Consider the following 20240-nt stretch of genomic DNA (forward strand, 5'->3'; position numbering starts at 1 on the left):
TAAAATATTTGGCTGTTGCTTACTGATTGTCTGAAGTTTGGTTTTCTGGGTAAACATAGTCTAGCCAGCCCCACTTATCTTCAGTGGTACCATTGAAGAGACCAAAGTAAGCCGCTTGAACTTTTTCAGTGATAGGACCGCGTTTGCCTTCACCTACTGTAATTTTGTCTACGCTGCGAACCGGAACAATTTCCGCTGCTGTACCTGTCATGAAGACTTCGTCGGCAAGGTATAGCGCTTCACGAGCAATGTTCTCTTCACGGATTTCATAACCCATGTCCTTTGCTAGCGTCATGATCGAATCACGCGTGATGCCCGGTAGAATCGCACTGGTCGCTGGTGGTGTGGATAGCACGCCATTGCGTACTACAAAGATGTTCTCACCTGCACCTTCTGAAAGGTAACCATCGACACTGAGAGCGATACCTTCATCGTAACCATGACGACGTGCTTCACCACCAACCAGTAGAGAAGATAGGTAGTTACCACCCGCTTTTGCTGCCGTTGGGATGGTGTTTGGAGCTGCACGGTTCCAGCTTGAGATCATCGCATCTACGCCATTTTCTAGCGCTTCTTCACCTAGGTAAGAGCCCCAAGGGAAAGCGGCGATGATAAGGTCCATCTCAGTATTTTCTGGAGGACATACGCCCAAACCTACGTTACCAACAAAGCCTAGAGGGCGGATGTAGGCTGACTCTAGTTTGTTTTGACGTAGTGTTTCGCGAGTCGCTTCCATAATCTCTTCCTCAGTGTAAGGAATCGGGAAGCGGTAGATTTTTGCTGAATCTTTTAGGCGCTTTGCGTGTTCTGGGTGACGGAAGATGACCGGCCCTTTTGGTGTGTTGTAGCAACGAACACCTTCAAACACTGAAGTACCGTAGTGCATAGCGTGGGTTAAGACGTGAACGTTCGCCTCTGCCCAAGGAACCATTTCACCGTTAAACCAAATATAGTCTGCCGTTTTTGCTGTCATGTTTGCGGTTCCTTATGCACTTATCTTTTGTTGTAAGTTATTGTTTGGCAATTCATTACGACTGATAGAGATAACGTCAACGGTACGTACATCCCACAGTTTTTCGATTTGATTGACCAAGAAGGAAATCGGACGCTCACTGTCGACAATGATTTCAACGCTAGCGATCTTGCTTTCATGGTTCTGAGTGCCGGCTACTTGTTTAACGATAAAGCCACGGTGACGAATAACACGAAGAACACGCTCTAGTAGTACTGGCTTATCATCGGCTTTGATGTCTAATAGGTATCTTTTCATGTTATGTGTTCTCCAACATATCACTGTTTGAAGCACCTGGCGGTACTAGTGGCCATACGTTCTCTTCTTCATCGATAAGAACATGAAGTAGGTAAGCCGTCTTGCTCTCTAGCATCTCTTTTAGAGCGGGCTCTACTTCTTCTTTACGAGTAATGGTCTTGCCCGGGATATCGAAGGCTTTCGCTAACATCACGAAGTCAGGGTTGTCATCTAAGATGGTTTCACTGTGGCGACCATCAAAGAACAGCGATTGCCATTGGCGAACCATGCCCAAGCGAGAGTTGTTTAGCAGTACCATCTTCACTGGGATTTGGCGGCGTTTTAGCGTACCCAGCTCTTGCACGTTCATCATGAACGAGCCATCACCAGAGATAAGAATAGATTGGTCATCAGGACGGCCAACCGAAGCACCCATCGCGGCTGGTAAACCAAAGCCCATAGTGCCTAGACCAGCAGAGGTGATGAAGTTTTGTGGATCGCGAGGTTGAATATGCTGTGCAGCCCACATTTGGTGTTGGCCCACATCGGTTGAAACGATAGAGCTTGCAGGCATCATGTCTGACAGTTGCTTTAACAGCAGTGGAGCAAAGATCAGATCGCCTGGGTGGTCATAGCGCCACTTGAATGAGCTACGTAGGCCTTCTGAGTGATGAACCCAAGAGGAGATGTCTTGGCTCAATTCAAGTTGAGGCATGATCTTGTTGATGTCGCCACGAATTGGCGCATCGGCAAGACGCAGTTTACTGAACTCAGCCGCATCGATATCGATATGGATAACTTTCGCGTGTGGTGCAAAGGTATCAAGCTTGCCGGTTACTCGGTCATCAAAACGAGCACCAACTACGATCAGTAAGTCACTCTCTTGAACCACTAGGTTAGCGGCTTTCGTGCCGTGCATACCAAGCATACCAAGGTAGTGCGGGTCGTCACGCTCAATAGTGCCTAAGCCTTTCAATGTGCTTACTGCTGGCATTGGGTTAAGGCGCAAAAACTCGCGAACGGCATCGGTCGCTTTTGCTAATTGAACGCCACCACCTACGTATAAAACAGGGCGGGTAGCTTGAGATAAGAAGTGCTGCGCCTGCTCAATAGCATCAGTCGTTGCTACCGGAATTGCAGGAGGAGTAAATTCAGGAAGAGTGTTTACCGGAGCTTCAGCCAGTTGAACATCTTTGGCGATATCAACGATAACTGGGCCAGGTCGGCCAGATTTCGCTACCACAAATGCTTCGGCTAGTGTTGGAGCTAGCTCTTCAATGTCGGTAACTAGGTAGCTGTGTTTAGTACATGATAGAGACATACCAATCACATCCATCTCTTGGAATGCATCGGTACCGATGTGGGAACTTGCTACCTGACCTGTGATAGCGACCAGTGGAATAGAGTCCATAAAGGCATCGGCTAGGCCTGTTACTAAGTTAGTAGCACCTGGACCTGAGGTTGCCATACATACTGCCACATCTTGTGTTGCACGAGCCATACCGATCGCAGCCATGGCCGCGCCTTGCTCATGGCGACATAAGATGTGCTCAACTCCGCCGTCATAAAGTGCATCGTAGATTGGCATGATGGCACCGCCTGGGTAGCCAAATACGGTCTCAATTCCTTGCTGCTTTAGTGCGGATACAACTAGTTCTGCGCCTTTCATCGGAATTCTCCCGTATTACCTTTATTTTGGTAACTTTTTCCTTTGTCTCTGCACATCTTGTGCTCCCATTCTTCCTGTAAATCGGCAAAGCCGAAAATGTTCAAAAATATAAAATTCGAATCTGTAAATTAGAAAAAACCCCCGGACTTGTCAGTGCGGGGGTTTTTTCTAATTCGTGGTTACTTTTTTCCCACTCGCCCCCGCGCAGTCTCAATAATGACTACGATAATCAGGTTAATCAGTGCGTAAATGCGAGCGTTGAAGTTCATATAATTCGAGTTTTCTTGTTTATTCTGTTCAGTAAATGTCTACATCTCTAGTGTTATCACACAAATCTGTCGCATGACAAGGAAAATGTCATTCTTTTTTCACATTAAAACACCATTCCACCAAGCTATATAACAATCTTATTGCTTTGGTGCGCAACGAATATCCAGAGCGAATACTTTTAAATCAAAGAGAAAGGAAACTTATGGGACTCGCGATAATTCATAGCCGGGCTAGTGTGGGGGTAGAAGCGCCAGAAGTGACGGTTGAGGTGCATATTAGTAACGGAATGCCCGGTTTCACGCTGGTGGGCTTACCTGAGACAACGGTTAAAGAGTCCAAGGATAGAGTCAGAAGTGCCATCATCAATTCTCGCTTTGAGTTTCCATCGAAAAGAATCACGGTCAACCTTGCTCCTGCTGACTTGCCCAAAGAGGGAGGTCGTTTTGATTTGCCAATCGCGCTTGGGATTTTGGTCGCCTCTGATCAGTTACCCACATCAAAAATAGCGCAGCATGAATTTATTGGTGAGTTGGCATTGTCTGGAGAGTTGCGTTCAGTGAAAGGGGTTCTGCCAGCGACACTGGCTGCGGACAGCGTTGAGCGTTGCTTGGTGGTACCGCATCACAATGGTGATCAGGCAGCATTAGTTGGTAAAGGGGCGCATAAATCGGCTCAAACCCTGTTAGAAGTTTGTGCGGATATGTGTGGCCAGGCTCAATTGGGGTTGTATCGCACTGAGCAACATCAAGTCGATGTATCTGAGCTTCGCGACTTGCAAGACATCATTGGTCAACAACAAGGTAAGCGAGCATCACCGTCACCTCGATCAAGTTTATGGAAGTATCACCTGTAAAATAATGCAAAAAGTGTTACCCTTTAGTTTGTGTTACTTAACAGTGGTTATCCATATGATTCTTAAGAAGGCTATCGAATTAGAAGTAGGCGCATTAGGTTCTTTCAATGGAGAGACAGAAGAGCTGAATGGTGAACATTTGAGAGTTATCAAATATCAGGCACCAGAGGTGGTACTTAAGTTTCCCGTGTTGCATAGCACTTCTATGATGAGTGAATGTCTTGATGCTAACTTGTTCTTACAGCAGAAATACACAGGTCGTGTTAATTACAAGGATATAGAGGACAAGAATAGAGATAGCGATGGTGAGACAGTTCAGGTGGTCACACTTGATAAGATAGCAGCTTCACTCAAAGCATACTTTACTTTCTGCGAAGAAGAGAGCTTAGATATTTACGATGGCCTACTAAACACTTTCTCTGCTGACCAGAAACTATGGCTGCCGCCATACCGATTTAAAAGTCATGTCATTGATAGAGTGAAATCTAGAGAGATAGAGTTCAGCACTGGGAACCTTTTACTCTTGCATGTTAAACAGTTTTACGAATGGATGTATAAGACTGGTCGAATTGATAAGATCCCTTTTGATTACAAGTACGTTTCAGTATCCAAGGGCAAGGATAAAGACGATGATGAGTTGGACTTTCTCTTTGCTCCTGATGCTGTTATTTCTGCATATAAGAAACCACTCCTAGTACAAACAACTGACCTAAGGGTACCAAAGAAACACAAATCGGATAAGGTGAAACGAGACAATCAGCCTTGGTCACTAGCTGAAATGACGGCTTTTTTCGGAACTCAATATATGCAGTTTGAGACAAGACGTCTCTGGGCTGATTTAGGTTTTCAGGTGGGTCTCAGGGCTAAAGAAATAACCCGCTTACCTGATGAACAAATTGTAGATCCTGAACTATCTGATAAATCAGTATTCGATGTTGAGATAATTGGCAAAAATGACAAGCGAAGAACCGTATTAGTTCCCAAGAAACTGATGTCACGTCTTTTTGCTCATAAGAATTCTGCAAAACGACTCAAGCATATGCCTAAGTACAAATCCTACTTAGAAAGCCTTCCTGAGCACTCCGATGCATTAGCCTACGAACAAACACACGGCAAGCCATTATTTATAAACCAACGTGGGGTCAGAATCTCTGGGCGCTCTGTTATTAATATTGTTTCCAAATCGAGACCAGAACTCAGAAAAAAAGGCAACTTAATCCTTGATGAGCCGCACTTTCATGGCTCTAGAGCCACATATGCTACAAGGTTAATTAAAGCTATGTTCGCTATGGGGATGCCATTAGGTTTCATCAAATGGAAGGTTATGGAGCTGCTAGGTCACAATAGCTGGGATACCACATTACAGCATTACGTTAATGTGGCTAGAGGCATTACATATGATGAGAAGTTAGACCTGTGGGTTAGTGAAATTTACAAGGATGTTGAAGAACGTTTAACTCGGGAAAAACAGGAGCTAAGTCAAGAAGTGGAAGCTTCAGTAAGAGAACTAGGAAGTGAGGAGCAGGGATGACAATAAGTGAAGCAAACATGGTTAAAAAGTTTCACGAGAAGAATGGAGCCATCATTGAAAGGCATCATTTGCAAGATTCTAGGCTACTGAAGCAATTAGATAGCATAATCATAACTCCTTTACCTGCGGGAGCATCAAGGGACACAAAGCGCCAAACAATAAATTATTTCTTTGAACTCTTGGACTGTTTATCCGATGAAAACCTTAAGGTATTGAGAGGTTCTGGCGTAAGCTTCTTGTTAGAAGAAACAGATGTATGGGTTGAGCTAGAATATCTTATTCATGCTGCTCACGCTTCTAACCCCAAAAAAGCAGTAGGATTAAGAAAGGCTTTAGCAAATATCATAAATTACTCTCATGGTATTTATGCAACATCTAAAATAGTTACTACAGAAACTCTGGTAGGTAATGAGTACAGACTTCAATTACACAGTGACCTCATTTTTAATCATGGACTTTTTGGAACAAAGCTTTTTCAAGATCTAAGAGACTTAACTTCCTCTGTTTACAAACATGGTGGATTATCAGTAACGCTTGCTGGCTCTATCAAAGGTTTTTTTGACATCTTACCTCTTTTGAATAATCAGCAAATCAAGAAGTTAAAAGAAAAAGGTTTGCATCCACTTATAATCAATAAGGTGGATTGGATCGATCTTGAGTATACCATATATAATGTAAGTGACGAAAAATCAGCTTTGCTACGAATAAAACAACTAACTAACTTAATAAATTACTCTAATGGTGTTTATAAGCAGGCTGATTTAATTACAACAACTAAACATGAAGGGGTTGATACCCCAGTGTTATACAGTGCTTACCATGTGTCGATTGAATTCTTTGATGCACTTGTTGATTGGAAAGTTAAGAAACTAAGTAATGATGTTAAAGAATGGACTGTCAGGTTGAGTATAATTGGTGCATTAGAAGCAATTGAATACATAAAAAGTAGTGATAAGTATAAAGAAATATTCACTGATGTAAATCTGTTGATATTCAATGAAAATATAGATTTGTCAGAAGATTTAAAGGGAAATGTAGTTCATTTTAATCATAAAACTATGATTGAAGTCTTGACTCCGCTAGGTATTGATTACCCAAATTATAGAGTGCCACTAAAGTTACAAGGAGGAGATGTATTTTTAAAAAATACCTACAAATACTCAAGGGTAATATTCAATGAATTAGCGGATATAGCTACAAAACATGAATTTAAGGGAGTAAGTAGAACTACTGTCATGCATTACTTTTCAGACTTTGACTCTATCGGCCTTCCATTGCTAAAAGAGATACTACCTGATAATGAATTTAATGAGTTATGTAGATTAGGTCTTAATTATTTAGATAAAGAAGATATCAATGATAGGATCAATGAACGCGCCAGATTAATTGGAGCAAAGTCATTATATCGTCTTGGATTGTCAATACTAAAACATCATTTCAATAAAGATGTATTTGTTATAAAAGACTCTCCATATACGTTATATTTTAGCGGTATATCAAGAAATAATGAAATTAAACCTATGAGCCTAGATGTCTTAGGATATTTATCAGAAAAGGCTTTCTATGACTTCAAAGTAAAACATGAAGAATATATGCGAAATCTAGACCATCTTGATATGTCTGAAATAACCTATCACTCAAAACTTCAGAATTTTATAGCTGGTTTAAAAAAAGTCTTGCCAAGGTTATCCAGTAAACAATTAGAGGCAATAAAAGATAATGGATTATTAGCCTTTGTTGATAGAAAATACAATGTAGGTGTTACTTGCTTAGAGATATTTCAATCTCTTGTAAAAGATAAAAGCGAAAATTCCACAACAATTATGCACTATAGAAATTCATTTAGGAGTATTATTGGCGAGTTTGCTGGAGAGGTTCCTGATGTGTATGTTATATCAAACTCTAAAGATGAGAAAATTAAAAAGATTTCTGGTAATAGTAATAAACACTATACAGTGGAAGAAGTTAGAGAATTGGCTTTCTACATAGAGAAAGCACTAAGATGTAAAAATACTTCTTTACGTGATAAAATATATTTCTATTATGCAAAGATACAAATAAAGACAGGTTGGAATCAACAGCCATTATTGGACTTATCATTAAATAGATTAACCAAAAGAGTTAACCCTATAACTAATCAAGAAAACTATGACTTGGTTTTGATTAAAAATAGGCGTTCATATAAGCCAAGTCAGTATGACTTTGATAGCAGTTCAGTTGCAGACCGAGACTTAAGGTCGGTTGTAAGAGATATTATATTTGTCAGAGATAACCTAACTTCTGAACTCAGGAAAAAACACAGTGTCGAAAATCATTTATTTATAGAGCCATGTGAAGTGAATGGTGTAAAAAGGATAGATGCCGGTAATTTAAGAAGGATACCTAAATTAATATCAGACTTAGGGTGTAAGATACACTATAACCCAAGAAAAATTAGAAAAGGTGGCGTAAATTTTATTTACAAAAATATAGCCAAGAGTGTGAGAGAATATGAGGAATTGGCTGCTCATAACTTTCAAACTTTCCTGAAAAGCTACAAAACGATATCAAAATCTGAGGGCGAGGAAACACTTTCAAGGGGAATCGATATAATGGCTAACTATTTCTCAGGGAAAGAAATAAGCCAAGAGTTAAATGCTATCGATGATATTAATGAACTTGATAATGCTCAAGAAACACCAGTAGGAGTTTGCTCATCAGAACTAGATAGCGATGAAGTGAAACGATTTAATAAATTAAATGCTAAAATTGTTGATAAAGACAATAAGTATTGCGGCGATTTTCTTGCTTGTATTTGGTGTAAGTATTTTAAAGTAGTGAAAGACGCAGACCATATGTGGAAATTATTGTCATATAAAGAATATGTCATATCATCAATGGAGCGAGCTATAGTCAATAATGAAGATCCTGAAAATCAGAGGGAGTTCGTTGACATATTGTCAAAGAGAGTTGATGACATTATATCTTTCATAGAAGCATCTAAGCCAGACATTGTTAATAAAGCGAGATCTTTAATTGAGACAAAGGGGCAGCACCCTGATTGGGAGTTTGCATTTCCATTATCTAATATTGTAGGTAATAGCCATGAATAAATTGGATGAAGTGTTTGATCAGCTAGTGTCTCAAGAGCTAGATGGAAGCTATAAAATTAATAGACTAACATTGGAAGAAGTCAATCAAATACCTGATTTTACTGTCTACGAATCACAGTTGAACGGCGAAGCTTACAATTTTAAAGGTAATAAATTTAGACCAAATAAAACTGAAAAAAGACTCGTAATAGAGACGCTTCCTATATTCGAGTTTGAAGTAAAAACGATTTTTATCTTAATAGCTAAGCGTGGTACTAAACTAGGAGGTGCCACAAAAAGGTTCAGTACATCTTCAAGAATAATAAAAGAATTGATAAGGCTCTCAAAGTATCTTAACTCCAGAGGTTATGAATCATTTCATGAATTAGGTGAATTACCAAAGTTGAAGTTTAATGATGTTGTTTCATCTTATATTAACTATCGGCAGGAGGGTGGTCCGTCAACAGTTGGTGTGGTTAAGGACTCCTTGACCGTATTGCTTGATCTGAACTTCATAAATCAAGAGTTTTCAAAGGAAGTTATTGAGGCTAACACTAAAGCCAAACGAACTAAAGCTGATACTGTCAACCGACTGAAACACCCATTAGTTCCACCGATGATTCAGAAAAAAATAATTTCTGAATGTAGTAAATTATTTGAAAATAAAAAGGATATAAAGCGGTTTATCGCCCTAGGGAAAAAAGTTAATGTCAATTTTGAAGCTTATGCACTAAGAAACCCAAATGTGAACCAGAATGTTTTAAGTATATTACCTAGAATGTTGAGTAAAGATGAAGTTGTTGAATATAGGGGGCTAAGGGATAAGATAAGAAGAATAACTCCTTATGCATTTACTATGTTGCTAGCTCTTACAGGGTTTAGGGTATCGGAAGGCAAAGCAACAAAAAACAACGCTCATAAGTGTAAAAGAGAAAATGGGAAGGTGAAATATTTCATTGAGTCAACATTGAGGAAATATACCAATGAGGATGTTGTTCTTGATTGGGTATCCTGTAAACAAGTGTATGACGCTATGAAATTACTAAGTGACGTTAATACTGTCTATTATGATAGAATTAAGCTAATTCTAAAATACTACCCTTCAAAAATTAGTGAAAGGAACGGGGAGCTATTTGAAGAAGCTCTTGAAAATAATTATCTCTTCGCATTTAACTACGCATCACAAAAAGGAAACCTCTGGTTTCCTAAACCAACCAAACCAATTAAAACTGATACTTCTGGGCAAGGCTCGACTGCTGTAGCGTTAGATTTAATTGAAGTTGAAGTAACAGAGTCTGATATTGAGTTTTTAAAAAAATACAAATGCAACTATAAATCAGTAAGTGCAAACTCTGGCATGAGAGGAGTTGAATATAAAGTAGGAGATATTTTCAGAGTTACGCCTCATATGTTGAGGCATAGTTTTGCGTGGTTCATTATTGCCAATAAATTAGGCGATATCCATCATATATCCCAACAGTTTAAGCATATGAGCGAGATGGTCACATTTGTTTATGCTCAACGTGGTTTTGAGGCGATTGATGATTTAAAAAATATTATCGAGGGATTTGATGCTCTTTTAACAGAGGAAGTAATTACCGATATTGTTGAAAGCGCTATAAAAGGTGAAATAGGTGGCGGCGGTGGCAAACGGCTGAAAAACATCGTCAATAAATTAAACAAAGGACAATCAGGAATTATATTCTCGACAGACCATCACGAACATATAGAGAGTATTCAAGAGCTAATTGCCTTGGCGACAAAAAACAGTGATGGAATCCTTGGTTTACCTCATGGTTATTGTGCAGCAGGTTCTAGCTGTAAAATGCACAATGTGGCCGTTCCTGATAGCTGTATTTATTGTTATACATATTTTGCGACTAGAAGGCACTTACCATTTTGGACGGCAACCAAAAACAGCGCCGAGCGAGGCATTAGCCGAATCATGGATGCTGGCTTAGCTGAAAGATACCAAGCCTTCTTAAGTGTCTTGAAAAGGACGCTAGCATCAGCTGATAAGGCTATATCTGATATAGAAGGTAATGGAACAAAAGAGGTTTATAATGGGTAAAGTATCAGAGGAAAAAATCGAGCAGGCTTTAGCCCTTTTTATCAGTGAAGATCGAAAAATAAATGCTAATGCCATCGCGAGATATCTAGGCTGCCAACGCTCTAACATTGCCAATAACTATCCTAAACTATTGGCAAAAATTGACACTGCGAGGCAAGTTCAAAAAAAACAATGGGATAATAGAGATTTATCCTATAAAAATAAGAAGCTAACAGAGCAGAATAAGAAGCAACAGAAGGCTATATCACAGTTGAGTAAGTCGGCTAAAGGTGATGACGTATCTGCCTTACTATCACACATCAACGCCTTGTACAGCATGTATGATGATATGAGAGTCAGGTACGAGAATGCATCTGAGTTACTACTAGAATATAAAGAAAAGTATGGGAAGCTTTAATGTGTATTGACTCATACACGATCTGACTGCTTTAAGCAAAGGCTACGTATACTTGCAGTCGTTATGATGTATATCCAAATATGGCTTGTATTGTACTTAGATTGCAGTAGATTAGTCGTCCAGAGACACGGCTGTGCCTCTGGGCTTACTCAAATGTGGATATGTCACAGGATAGATGATAACTCGCTGTAACACGCCTCTGGACATAATCGATTTAGCACTAATACACTATCTCGGTAAATTCAGATAAGCAGAGCTCAGTCGAAAATTAAACTCTGCCTATCCATTAGTGGTTTTCCCCCAATCGATTAACTACTTTTAGCTATTGATGATATAGAGCCACAATCATTTGGTTTATCAAATGAAGAACTGCCCGCCACATAGTCAATTACTAGTTTTCCGATTTTCGATACTGTAGCCTTGTTCGTTGAAATAAAGCCCAAAGGCATAGTCACTGGCAAAGTTTCTGGTTGAGCGAAATGATAAATAACAGCAGCTAGTTCACCTTCAAGGTGAAGGATTTCAACATTACCATCCAAGAAACCTTCAGCAAGCCCTTTAACATCTTTGTGGAACGGTCCAAGTTCATTCTTCCATTGTTTGGCTATCCTAGAGTCCTTGTCATCGGAAACTGGTACGTACAGTACAGGTTTGTAAAGCTGCTTCTCTTTCGTACTCGACTTGTGAATGAAGTCGCTCAAGCTAGAAATAAAGCGGTCACTCTTTGCCCAGAATGGATCTGAAGGCGCAATCCAAGTAAAGCGACTACTGCCCTTATCTGCTTTGCTCTCGATGCGCTTAGCGAGCATTGGAGCCAGAGCTTTCTGCAGTTTTTGCCAGTTGCCTTTAGAGTAGATTGGCCCCAGGAAAGTCGCTCTGCCTGAAGCAGTATGCTTTTCCAAAGCCTGCATCTCCTCGACATAGTTCGGATTGATCAAATTTGTCTTAGAATCGAACAGCTTTAGTGTCTCTTCATCACTTAGCGACACCATGGATTTAAAGATGCTCATGGTGTTATTAAGCGTTGATACCCGAGCGAGCTCTATTGCCATTAGTTCATGAACACACTCCGAGCTAATTAGCTCTTCATAGTCTTCACGTTCGACAGATTTGCCATCGATATCCATTTGGAACTCTGTAGTCAAACGCAACGGCAGTTGTCGCAGTTTGTTGACAGAATTCACTGTGTAGACAGAGGGTTGTTCTTTTCCGTCCTGAGTCTGCAAATGAGATAGATAGCCCTTATCTAGGATCTGATTGAACTGGTGTTGAAAGTGCTTCTCTACCAACTTTTCGCTTTGAGAAGCGTTACTATTATCAATCTTGAGAGATATACCAGCTTTCCACTTGTCTTGGACATTTTTGTTGCTAAAGCAACTAAAAGTAGCCAGATCAAATGACAGTGTAGCCCCACTATCTTGCACTGTTGAAAGCTGTGGGATCTCGCCAATTTCAGAAAAGTAACCTTGTGATTTTTCGGTCAAGACCAGACGGCAATCTGGTGACAGAGTCAGTTCACCTCGCTGAACCAGATCTGAAATCGCTTCCTCTGTTTCATGGCGGCTAAAGCCAAAATAGGTCGAAATTTGTGCTTTACTCATTGGGGAGACATGCACAAGCCGGAGCACAAACTCTCTGACAAATGGCAGCCCTTTCTGAGAGACGTATGAAAACTGAATGTTGAACCTCTGCGCGGGCAGCAGGAAGTCAACCTCGTGATAAGTTACTTTGTTATCAGACATCATTTCTGTTTCCCACCCTGCTTAGCTGAAAGGAATGTGTACCCTGCATCCTGACCACGCTCAGTCATATAACGAACAACGGAGCCTAATGGCAGCTCTTTGTTGTTCCCCTTCCAAATATCCGCATTGCCAACAATCAACAAACGATCCATTGCACGAGACATCGCCACGTTGATCCGATTAGGTGCTCGTAAGAACCCTGGGCTATGCCGCTTATCCGAACGCGTTAAGGACAGAATGATGATCCTGTTTTCCTTACCTTGATAGCTATCTACCGTGTCAATTTTGACTAGGTCCTTGAAGCCGTCACTCCAGATTTCTTGATTGAATTTCTGACGCAGTAATCTCTTTTGCTCGGCATACATACAAATCACACCGAGAGCAGCTTCATCTTTGCTAGTGAGCTTCGATAGCTCCGCTACGAATTCAGCATTCTCTGACACCTGTTTGAGCACAGAAATAATCTGATCGGCTTCGCAGCGGTTGTAGATACTTGTCCCACGATCTTCCAAATGATGCGCCCGTTGGCCCAAGTTAGAGGTATCCAGCCAGGTCACCATACTGCGCAAGGCTCGTGGCGCATGCTGATAGACATCTGGAATTGCTCGCTCGCCATTTCGAAGTTTACCGTCATAGAAGGTCTGCGATACCAAATCACCAATAGGCGGAGCCATACGATATTGCGTCAGCAGTGCTGCGCTAGCTTGCTCACCATAGCTAGAGTTGAATGCGCGGGCAAAGTCACTTCGCAACACTTCATCGATCTCAGTGCGCGAACTGTTAATACCCAATTTTCTTGCCAAAGCAGCCTTATGAGCGTCGGAGTACAATGGAGGAAGCTGTAAGTGGTCTCCTACTAGCAAGACGCGTCTAGCTGACTGCATTGCGATGGCTAGTTCACTCGCAATTGAGCGAGCAGCCTCGTCGATGATCACCCAATCGTAGATATTATCCTGAATGCCAATGTGGCCTTGTCCAATACCGACACATGTACCTGCCACCAACTGTCTCGAGCGCGCATAGAACTCGTCAACGTTAACCCGCTCTCCCGATAAAGCATCCTGCATATCTCGCGATATCTTAGCTAACGCTTTGACTCTGCGTGCCTCATCAGGTCTGACACCATATTCCCTACACAGCTTGGAAACTAGAATTTCTTTTGCTTCAGAGACCTTTGCTTCTGCATCCAAGCTAATACCGTACTCTGTGCTCAGCTTGGAGCGGATTGAAAGGTCGAGCTCTACTGAAATCTCTTTCAGCTCCTTTATGTCTTTTTCATCACTCAAATCATTGACTTGATAAAGTAATGTCTCAAGGTGGTCAATTTGCTTGAACAGCTTAAGCTCTGCTAGCACAACACTGGAAATGAACTCAGGCTCCAAACCAATAGCTTCACTCAAGGCTTCAACACGGTACTTACTCTCTGCGTTGAACAGTTCACGCTTCTCAGTTGTGATTGCGTTCGAATAAACATCTTTGAGCCCTGGAGAAACAGCCCCTTCACGGTTACTAAACCTAACAACTTCCAGATCTGTATTCAGACGAGCACAGTGCTTCCTGATCCGCTCAGCTGCTGTATTTACCGCCTCATGTGACTGGCTAACTAGCAAGATGCGTTTGGTGTTCTGCTTCTCAACCAAATAATGCACAAAGGCCGCAATAAACTCGGTTTTACCCGTCCCTGGCGGTCCCTGTAGTAAGGAAAGAGGACCATTGTTAACCAACTTGGTAAACGCCTCTCTTTGCTGCTCATTCAGGCTGATCTGGTTTCCGTGCTGGTCTTCACGGTCATATCTAGTGAAGTCAGCATCACTTAACGAAATGCCGTAGTTTAGAGCAGGTTTCTCGCAAGATGGGTCGAAGAGATCCATCAAGTCGGGCATTACGCCTTCTCGATCAAGTAGTCGCTCCAAAGCTCGTTTACGCTTGCGATATGAAGCACGATCCTGCTTGGTACGGAAGAATACAATATCGGAGTCGGTCAACTTATATGCTGCCGCACGGGTTTTGACCAGCCGGATCTCTTTAAGTGCTGACTTCTTAAGTGACACCTCGCCAATAAACCGCTCGACACCTTCCTGATCAACCAATAATGCTTCGACTTCATCACTACTGCTGAATCCACCTAGAGGATCTACATCAGCAGAGTAAGGGATCAGAAGTTCTCCATGAGCGTCTGCTACAGGAATAATTTCACCACTGACTTCAATATTTGGGTACGACTCGGTCTCCGTATCCAGAATCGCCCGCCACAGTTTCACGGTCGGTATTTCCAGCGTCTTTGTCGAAGCTGGCTCCACAGCCTGCTTGTCTAGCTTTGAGAAGGCTTCCTTCAACTGAAGAGTTAGCGTACCTGTACCTTCTTCTTGCTCTTGCTTTTCTTCAGATGCTGTAGCCAGATCTATCGCACGTGCAAAAGACTCATCTTCATTGAGCAGATCAGTCAAAGCAGACATTTCTTGTGGCCGACCAGGGATAATCCGTATGCCAGTACCAATTTCAAACTGGCTATCGTCAATATCCTGCTTGCGAATTGATGACCGCGGCCATGGCTTGAAGCCAACAAGCAGGGCTTTCTGCTGTTTGCAGAACATTGCAGAAAAACTGCCGCCAATCCCAGTGAAGGTTACTTTGACTTCAGTTGGCTCCTTATGGTTCGGCTCAACTTTGACATACAGATGACCGTTATCGGGCAGGATAGTGATAGCTTCATCGGCGTTACCTGCTGTAATCTCAATCAGGCTTTGCTCTGACGATGCGTCATCACTGTCTATAGCCTTCTTAAAACGACCTAAATCCTTAAACCCAAATTGAGGATCTTCTAACTCAGCCCGGATCGCATTTGCCAAGGCTGGGTAAGTTTCAGACTCATGCCCCCAAGGTAAGCCAAGCAATTCGCATGACATCTTCATCACTGCAAAGTTATCACGCTCAAAAGAGGTACAGCCATCGATATATTCAGGACTGTAGCAGTGGTTCTTTGACTCTTCCCCGGACGGTGAAAAGTCTGGGATATCGATTAAGTAAAGAGAGCGACTTTCAGTCTCCAACATCACATTGCCAGGATGGATATCGCCGTGAGCAACACCAAGGTCGTGTAGGTGCTCCACAGCGGCAACGAACTTACCAACTAGCTCAATTTTCTCATCGTCTGCAATCAGCGCCTTATCCCAAGTAGCTCCTTGCACTTGGTCTGTAACCATATACAGACTCGATGACTTCGAAGCAATGCCAAACTCACGGATTTCCGGTAGGTAAGTCGGTTTGACTGAAGAAAGCTTATCTAGTAATTTCAGAAACTTAAGAACCTGGAAGTTTGTTGCAGAATCATCTCCTTGTCCACCGGCATTCAACCAAGCTTTTATGAGTCTTCCGCCTGAGACATAGACTTCTTTTTCAGCAGTCTCAACCAGAAAGTCATCGTCTTCCCGATACTGGCGCGAGTGGTTGATAGCATGTCGGTAAGGATCAAGCTCAGCATCATCAAATGTTGGAATAGCCTCGCCAGCAGGCTCGGCTTGCTTCAATGCATCAAAGAACTCTGTAGCAGAAGCGAACTTTGCAGCAACAGCATCCAACAATACTCCTGAATACCATTGCTCACTGTTTAGCATGTCATCCTGAACTGTTTCCAGGCTCTTAGGGGACATACGCTTCCCGCTAAGCAAGTGCCAGGCAACAAGCCCCAAGGCGTGAACATCCTGCTGAAAAGGTGTCAAATCGCCCCCATCTAGCATGTCTTGTGCTTCAACAGCACCCACAGACAGACTCTTGCGATAATCTCCAACCGTACCAATAGGTTGATGATAAGCAGAGATAAAGTTTGAAAGCGCGACCTCTTTTGATGGTGAAATCCAAAGACTATGATCAGCAATGTCCCTGTGAGCAATTTTCATCTCGTGCAGATTGCCAAACTTAGCAATTAGCAGCTTAGTAACATTCAAGCGGTCTAATACTGAAAAAGCCTTGCCATATTTTCCTATAAACTCATTAAAGCGAACATGACCAGGGGGAAGCTCGTATACCTCACTATACTCTGCTGTCACCTCGTCTTTTTGGAAACTCGTCAACGACCGCAAGCAGTGGTTATATAAGTCCCGGTTCTGGTGGTTTATGTGCTGTAACACTTCACGTTCACGGGAAACAATCTCTGCTCTTCCTTCAGGAGTGTATGCCTTGCTTCCCTGAACATTTTTGAAGCTCCATACGCGGAGCAATGCTTCGGTACTAGACGAGATCTCAGACTTTGCAAGGTACTCCCGATACACTTTCTTCGGGTGCTCGAAGATTTTATCCTTGGCTTCGTAACCATCGACCCTTAGAGCTTTTGGCGCAGTCTGAGGCCCTAAGAATAAGTTATCAAAAATAGGAAAATCTTGATTCAGAACCTGTGCATTGGGGTGTGGCCTGAAGTGTTTATTAAAGGTATTTCGATCAGCAAATTTAAGAAAATCCGTTAATGAAATCGTATGGTGAAGCTGATCTTCAGGCAACTGACTGAAGTCTGCATTTCCAGTCATGACAACGAAGAAATGAACAAAAGGGGCATAGTTTTTGTTCGTAAAACGTTGAGCCAGGCGCTTTAGCTTGTTGTCTAGTGTGAACTTTTTGCCACGAGTTACGCTGACCGGCGAGCGTCCCATGCTCTGGTCGCCCTTATACCAAGAGTCACCGCGTGCTGTAACAGACTGATGGTTCCAATCTTTCAACTCAACGATGATAACGTTGCAGTGTGTTACAATGACTAAGTCGAACTCACCTTCTTTTTTTGACTCAACAAAACGAAAACCGGCATAGCCTTTCCATGGAAACATCCCGTTGTTGCCACTACCATAGCCATAGCTTTGCAACTGTTCTCCAAGTGAGCCACCGCGTGCAGGCTTCTTAGGTGTAGAAACCTTATCCGAAAATGCAGCCTTAATTTTTTCGATAGCAGCTACTTCTTGCTCTTGTAAGCCACCATCCCAGATTTCTATCTCCAACTGAATTCCTCTCTCTATTTGGCTTGTTGTTCTTTTTTGGTTGTCTGATAAGGCACCCTCGCAGCCACTTCTATGACATTGAGTCATTTTCATGACTAAGAGAAGGAATGTATCACATAGGATGATAAAAAACTTGACTCATATTAAATGGGCATCTGTATGCGTAAATAGCCAATGTCTTGATAGACTACATCCAGTCAATTGCTTTAGTTGGTGTGCAGGCAGGCTATTTAGGAGAGATAATAGTAAGCCAAAGTTGTATTGAGAGATTGTGACCAAATATCCACTCCAGCACACAATGGTGCAAATTTGTTTCGGTCAAGTTCCCACAGTAAAAAGGAATCTAAATCGTTTACCATATTAGCAAAATATTTATTGTCTAAATAAAAGGGCGATAAGTTATAAGAAATCTAAGACTAACCGCAATAGTTAGCCCTTTTAGATGTACACTTTCTCAGTCAAAATTCGTTAATTTTCGCACTCAACTAAACTAATAAAAAACTCTATATATTCATTAATATATAGAGTTCTGTTTCTCTAAATTACCAAGTAATTCGCACCCAAATAAGTATCAGAAGCACATTTAGCTAATCACTAAACCTTGACCGAGTTTTGTATCTTCCAACGGTTTGATTCAGTCGGTAAGATTAGTAACCGTAAATTTAACTTCATTTACGGTTGAATCAGGTGTTTTGCTGTTAACGTTGGTATTTTTTCTTCAGCTTTTTTAGCTCTTCTGGATTGCTTTTCTCTAGCTTATTTTCGTATTCATCCATATGTTTCGAGAGCCAAATGTGAACTTTTTGCGCATAGAGAGCAAAAACACCAATAGCCAAACTCAATGCAAATATTATTTTGATAAACAACATCCTAGTCCCCCTCATGATTTATGTAGACGTGCTAGTCAGTACTAGCGAATAACCCTATCAGTTCATCAGTTGTAGCTGTTTTCCATGAACCATTTCTCGCCTGTAACATATACCGTAATACGATGCTTGGATTAGTTCCAGTGTAGCAAAACAAGCTTGCCACTAATGGGAAAAAGTATGTAGGCGACTAGCAAGCCTCGACACATTTCCGTGTCAAAGTAATCAAATTGCGCCTATTTGTAAGAGAGTAAAAAAGATTCATATTGGCGGCATGCTGCTAGCTTGACCGTTTCGACCATCTTCCTGCATCAATGTAGGGTCGCCTCAGAATTCGGAACTTCTAAGGCAACCCCGATTAGCTTAGCGTACGTTTTCGTTCTATTGGGCTTCAGGCCTCTTCTGGATAAGGATTGTCAAAAGCGTTTGCAGACACACGGATCGTCAAATCATCTGATAATCCTTCGATCTTCTCCAAAATCTCAGAAGGACAACTTTCGTCAAAGGTCAACACAAAGTCATAGATCAAACCATCATCACTGCTGTTTTCCAGAGTGTCCCATTCCAGTGATTCAAGTTCTTCGTCTGTTATGCCAAGCTCCTCTGCCAATCTACTCTGAGGGCGTTCGCCATATCGCAGTTCCGGATCAACCCAGTCGTCATTGACGCTACCTCCAGCTTCAAGCTCGAAATCGTAAAAACCTCGCTTGCCTGCCATGCGGGGCAAAGTCACCTTTACAACCATATTAAGTGTGTCACCACAGAACGGTTTATCGTTCAGAGATTCGCCCTTGTACTGAGCTTTGGCAATAGCTACCAGTTCGTCACCACGATCTTCTATTTTTACGTCGTCATAATAAGGCGCATCGAAAAATCCCGCATTGGTTTCAGCCATCGCTCCGGAAAGCTGATCATCTATAAGAGATTGGCAATCGGGTAGTAAGACTTCGACAATATAGGTTTCCAGTGTGTCATAGAGCCAGACATCTCCACCGTATAACCCTTCCTCGGAAAGCATGTCTGAAAGAAGCTTGGCGAGGTCAATTGATTGGTTAAGGTCATTTGGTAAACTGGTGAGTTTCGGGCGTCTGTCATTCATCAACGATATATCAGGAATGAAGATATATGCTTCTTCGAGCTGAGCTATCGGGTAATTCTTCTCGGCCATAAGTGCCGCATGGCTCTTATAGCCAAAAAATGCTGCAACCAGCTCTCTGGCATGTGAAGCTTTTAGTTTCTCAGTTGATTGGGAAGCATGATTTTGACGCAGAAAATCTGCACACAGTTTTGATAGATCAATACTCATGGGAGTGATCCTCTTTTAACAATGCCGGACTTTAAAGGTAGTGGTAAGTGTTTAAGTCACTACGCTTGCCAGCAGGGTTAATAAAGATCAACTACAATTGGCAGGTAGTTCGATTTGCTGTCTTTTAGGTCACTTACAGCCTTGGCAATCAGCTCCGAAATTTAAGATACCAGATTAGAGTTATTTTGACAAAACGAATAAAATGATGCGATCAGCTGACCATGTCAGGATAT

11 protein-coding genes and 1 pseudogene are annotated in these 20240 nt (G+C 41.8%); 5 read left to right on the forward strand and 7 right to left on the reverse strand.

Features of this window, described 5'->3' with window-relative positions; genetic code table 11:
* Positions 1-19: 19 nt before the first annotated feature.
* Genes F0251_RS14185 through ilvG form a run of 3 tightly spaced genes read right to left on the reverse strand, consistent with a single transcriptional unit; the run spans position 20 to position 2918 of the window.
* Positions 20-973, reverse strand: a complete 954-nt coding sequence (locus F0251_RS14185) for a branched-chain amino acid transaminase (protein ID WP_061033959.1) — start codon at positions 971-973, stop codon at positions 20-22.
* A gap of 12 nt (positions 974-985) precedes the next feature.
* Entirely contained in the window at positions 986-1270 is a 285-nt protein-coding gene (gene ilvM / locus F0251_RS14190) for an acetolactate synthase 2 small subunit (protein WP_004739310.1), read from the reverse strand.
* A 1-nt stretch (position 1271) separates the two neighbouring features.
* On the reverse strand, positions 1272-2918 hold the full coding sequence (gene ilvG / locus F0251_RS14195; protein WP_116869882.1) for an acetolactate synthase 2 catalytic subunit: 1647 nt from the start codon (positions 2916-2918) through the stop codon (positions 1272-1274).
* 472 nt (positions 2919-3390) lie between these two features.
* On the opposite strand from ilvG, the pseudogene F0251_RS14200 reads away from it, so the two are divergent.
* The 5 genes and pseudogenes from F0251_RS14200 to F0251_RS14220 form a co-directional block, all read left to right on the forward strand.
* Positions 3391-3999, forward strand: a pseudogene (locus tag F0251_RS14200) (magnesium chelatase domain-containing protein); the annotation flags it as partial.
* 97 nt (positions 4000-4096) lie between these two features.
* Positions 4097-5572, forward strand: coding sequence for a tyrosine-type recombinase/integrase (locus F0251_RS14205; RefSeq protein WP_171731212.1), 1476 nt, complete (start codon positions 4097-4099; stop codon positions 5570-5572).
* Positions 5569-8664, forward strand: a complete 3096-nt coding sequence (locus F0251_RS14210) for a hypothetical protein (RefSeq protein ID WP_171731213.1) — start codon at positions 5569-5571, stop codon at positions 8662-8664. The genes F0251_RS14205 and F0251_RS14210 overlap by 4 nt, the downstream gene beginning before the upstream one ends.
* On the forward strand, positions 8657-10714 hold the full coding sequence (locus tag F0251_RS14215) for a hypothetical protein (RefSeq protein WP_171731214.1): 2058 nt from the start codon (positions 8657-8659) through the stop codon (positions 10712-10714). Before F0251_RS14210 ends, F0251_RS14215 begins: the two co-directional genes overlap by 8 nt.
* Positions 10707-11111, forward strand: coding sequence for a hypothetical protein (locus tag F0251_RS14220; RefSeq protein ID WP_053309202.1), 405 nt, complete (start codon positions 10707-10709; stop codon positions 11109-11111). The genes F0251_RS14215 and F0251_RS14220 overlap by 8 nt, the downstream gene beginning before the upstream one ends.
* Before the next feature lie 308 nt (positions 11112-11419).
* On the opposite strand, the gene F0251_RS14225 is transcribed toward F0251_RS14220, so the two are convergent.
* From F0251_RS14225 to F0251_RS14240, 4 genes are all read right to left on the reverse strand, one after another.
* Positions 11420-12856, reverse strand: coding sequence for a hypothetical protein (locus F0251_RS14225; RefSeq protein WP_171731215.1), 1437 nt, complete (start codon positions 12854-12856; stop codon positions 11420-11422).
* A complete protein-coding gene (locus F0251_RS14230; RefSeq protein WP_171731216.1) occupies positions 12853-17835 on the reverse strand; it encodes an AAA domain-containing protein in 4983 nt (1660 codons plus the stop codon). The genes F0251_RS14225 and F0251_RS14230 overlap by 4 nt, the downstream gene beginning before the upstream one ends.
* A 698-nt stretch (positions 17836-18533) precedes the next feature.
* Entirely contained in the window at positions 18534-18704 is a 171-nt protein-coding gene (locus tag F0251_RS14235; protein ID WP_017098531.1) for a hypothetical protein, read from the reverse strand.
* A 388-nt stretch (positions 18705-19092) separates the two neighbouring features.
* Entirely contained in the window at positions 19093-20007 is a 915-nt protein-coding gene (locus tag F0251_RS14240) for a hypothetical protein (RefSeq protein WP_171731217.1), read from the reverse strand.
* Positions 20008-20240 lie beyond the last annotated feature (233 nt).

The organism is Vibrio sp. 070316B (assembly GCF_013114115.1).
Taxonomy (GTDB): Bacteria; Pseudomonadota; Gammaproteobacteria; order Enterobacterales; family Vibrionaceae; genus Vibrio; species Vibrio chagasii_B.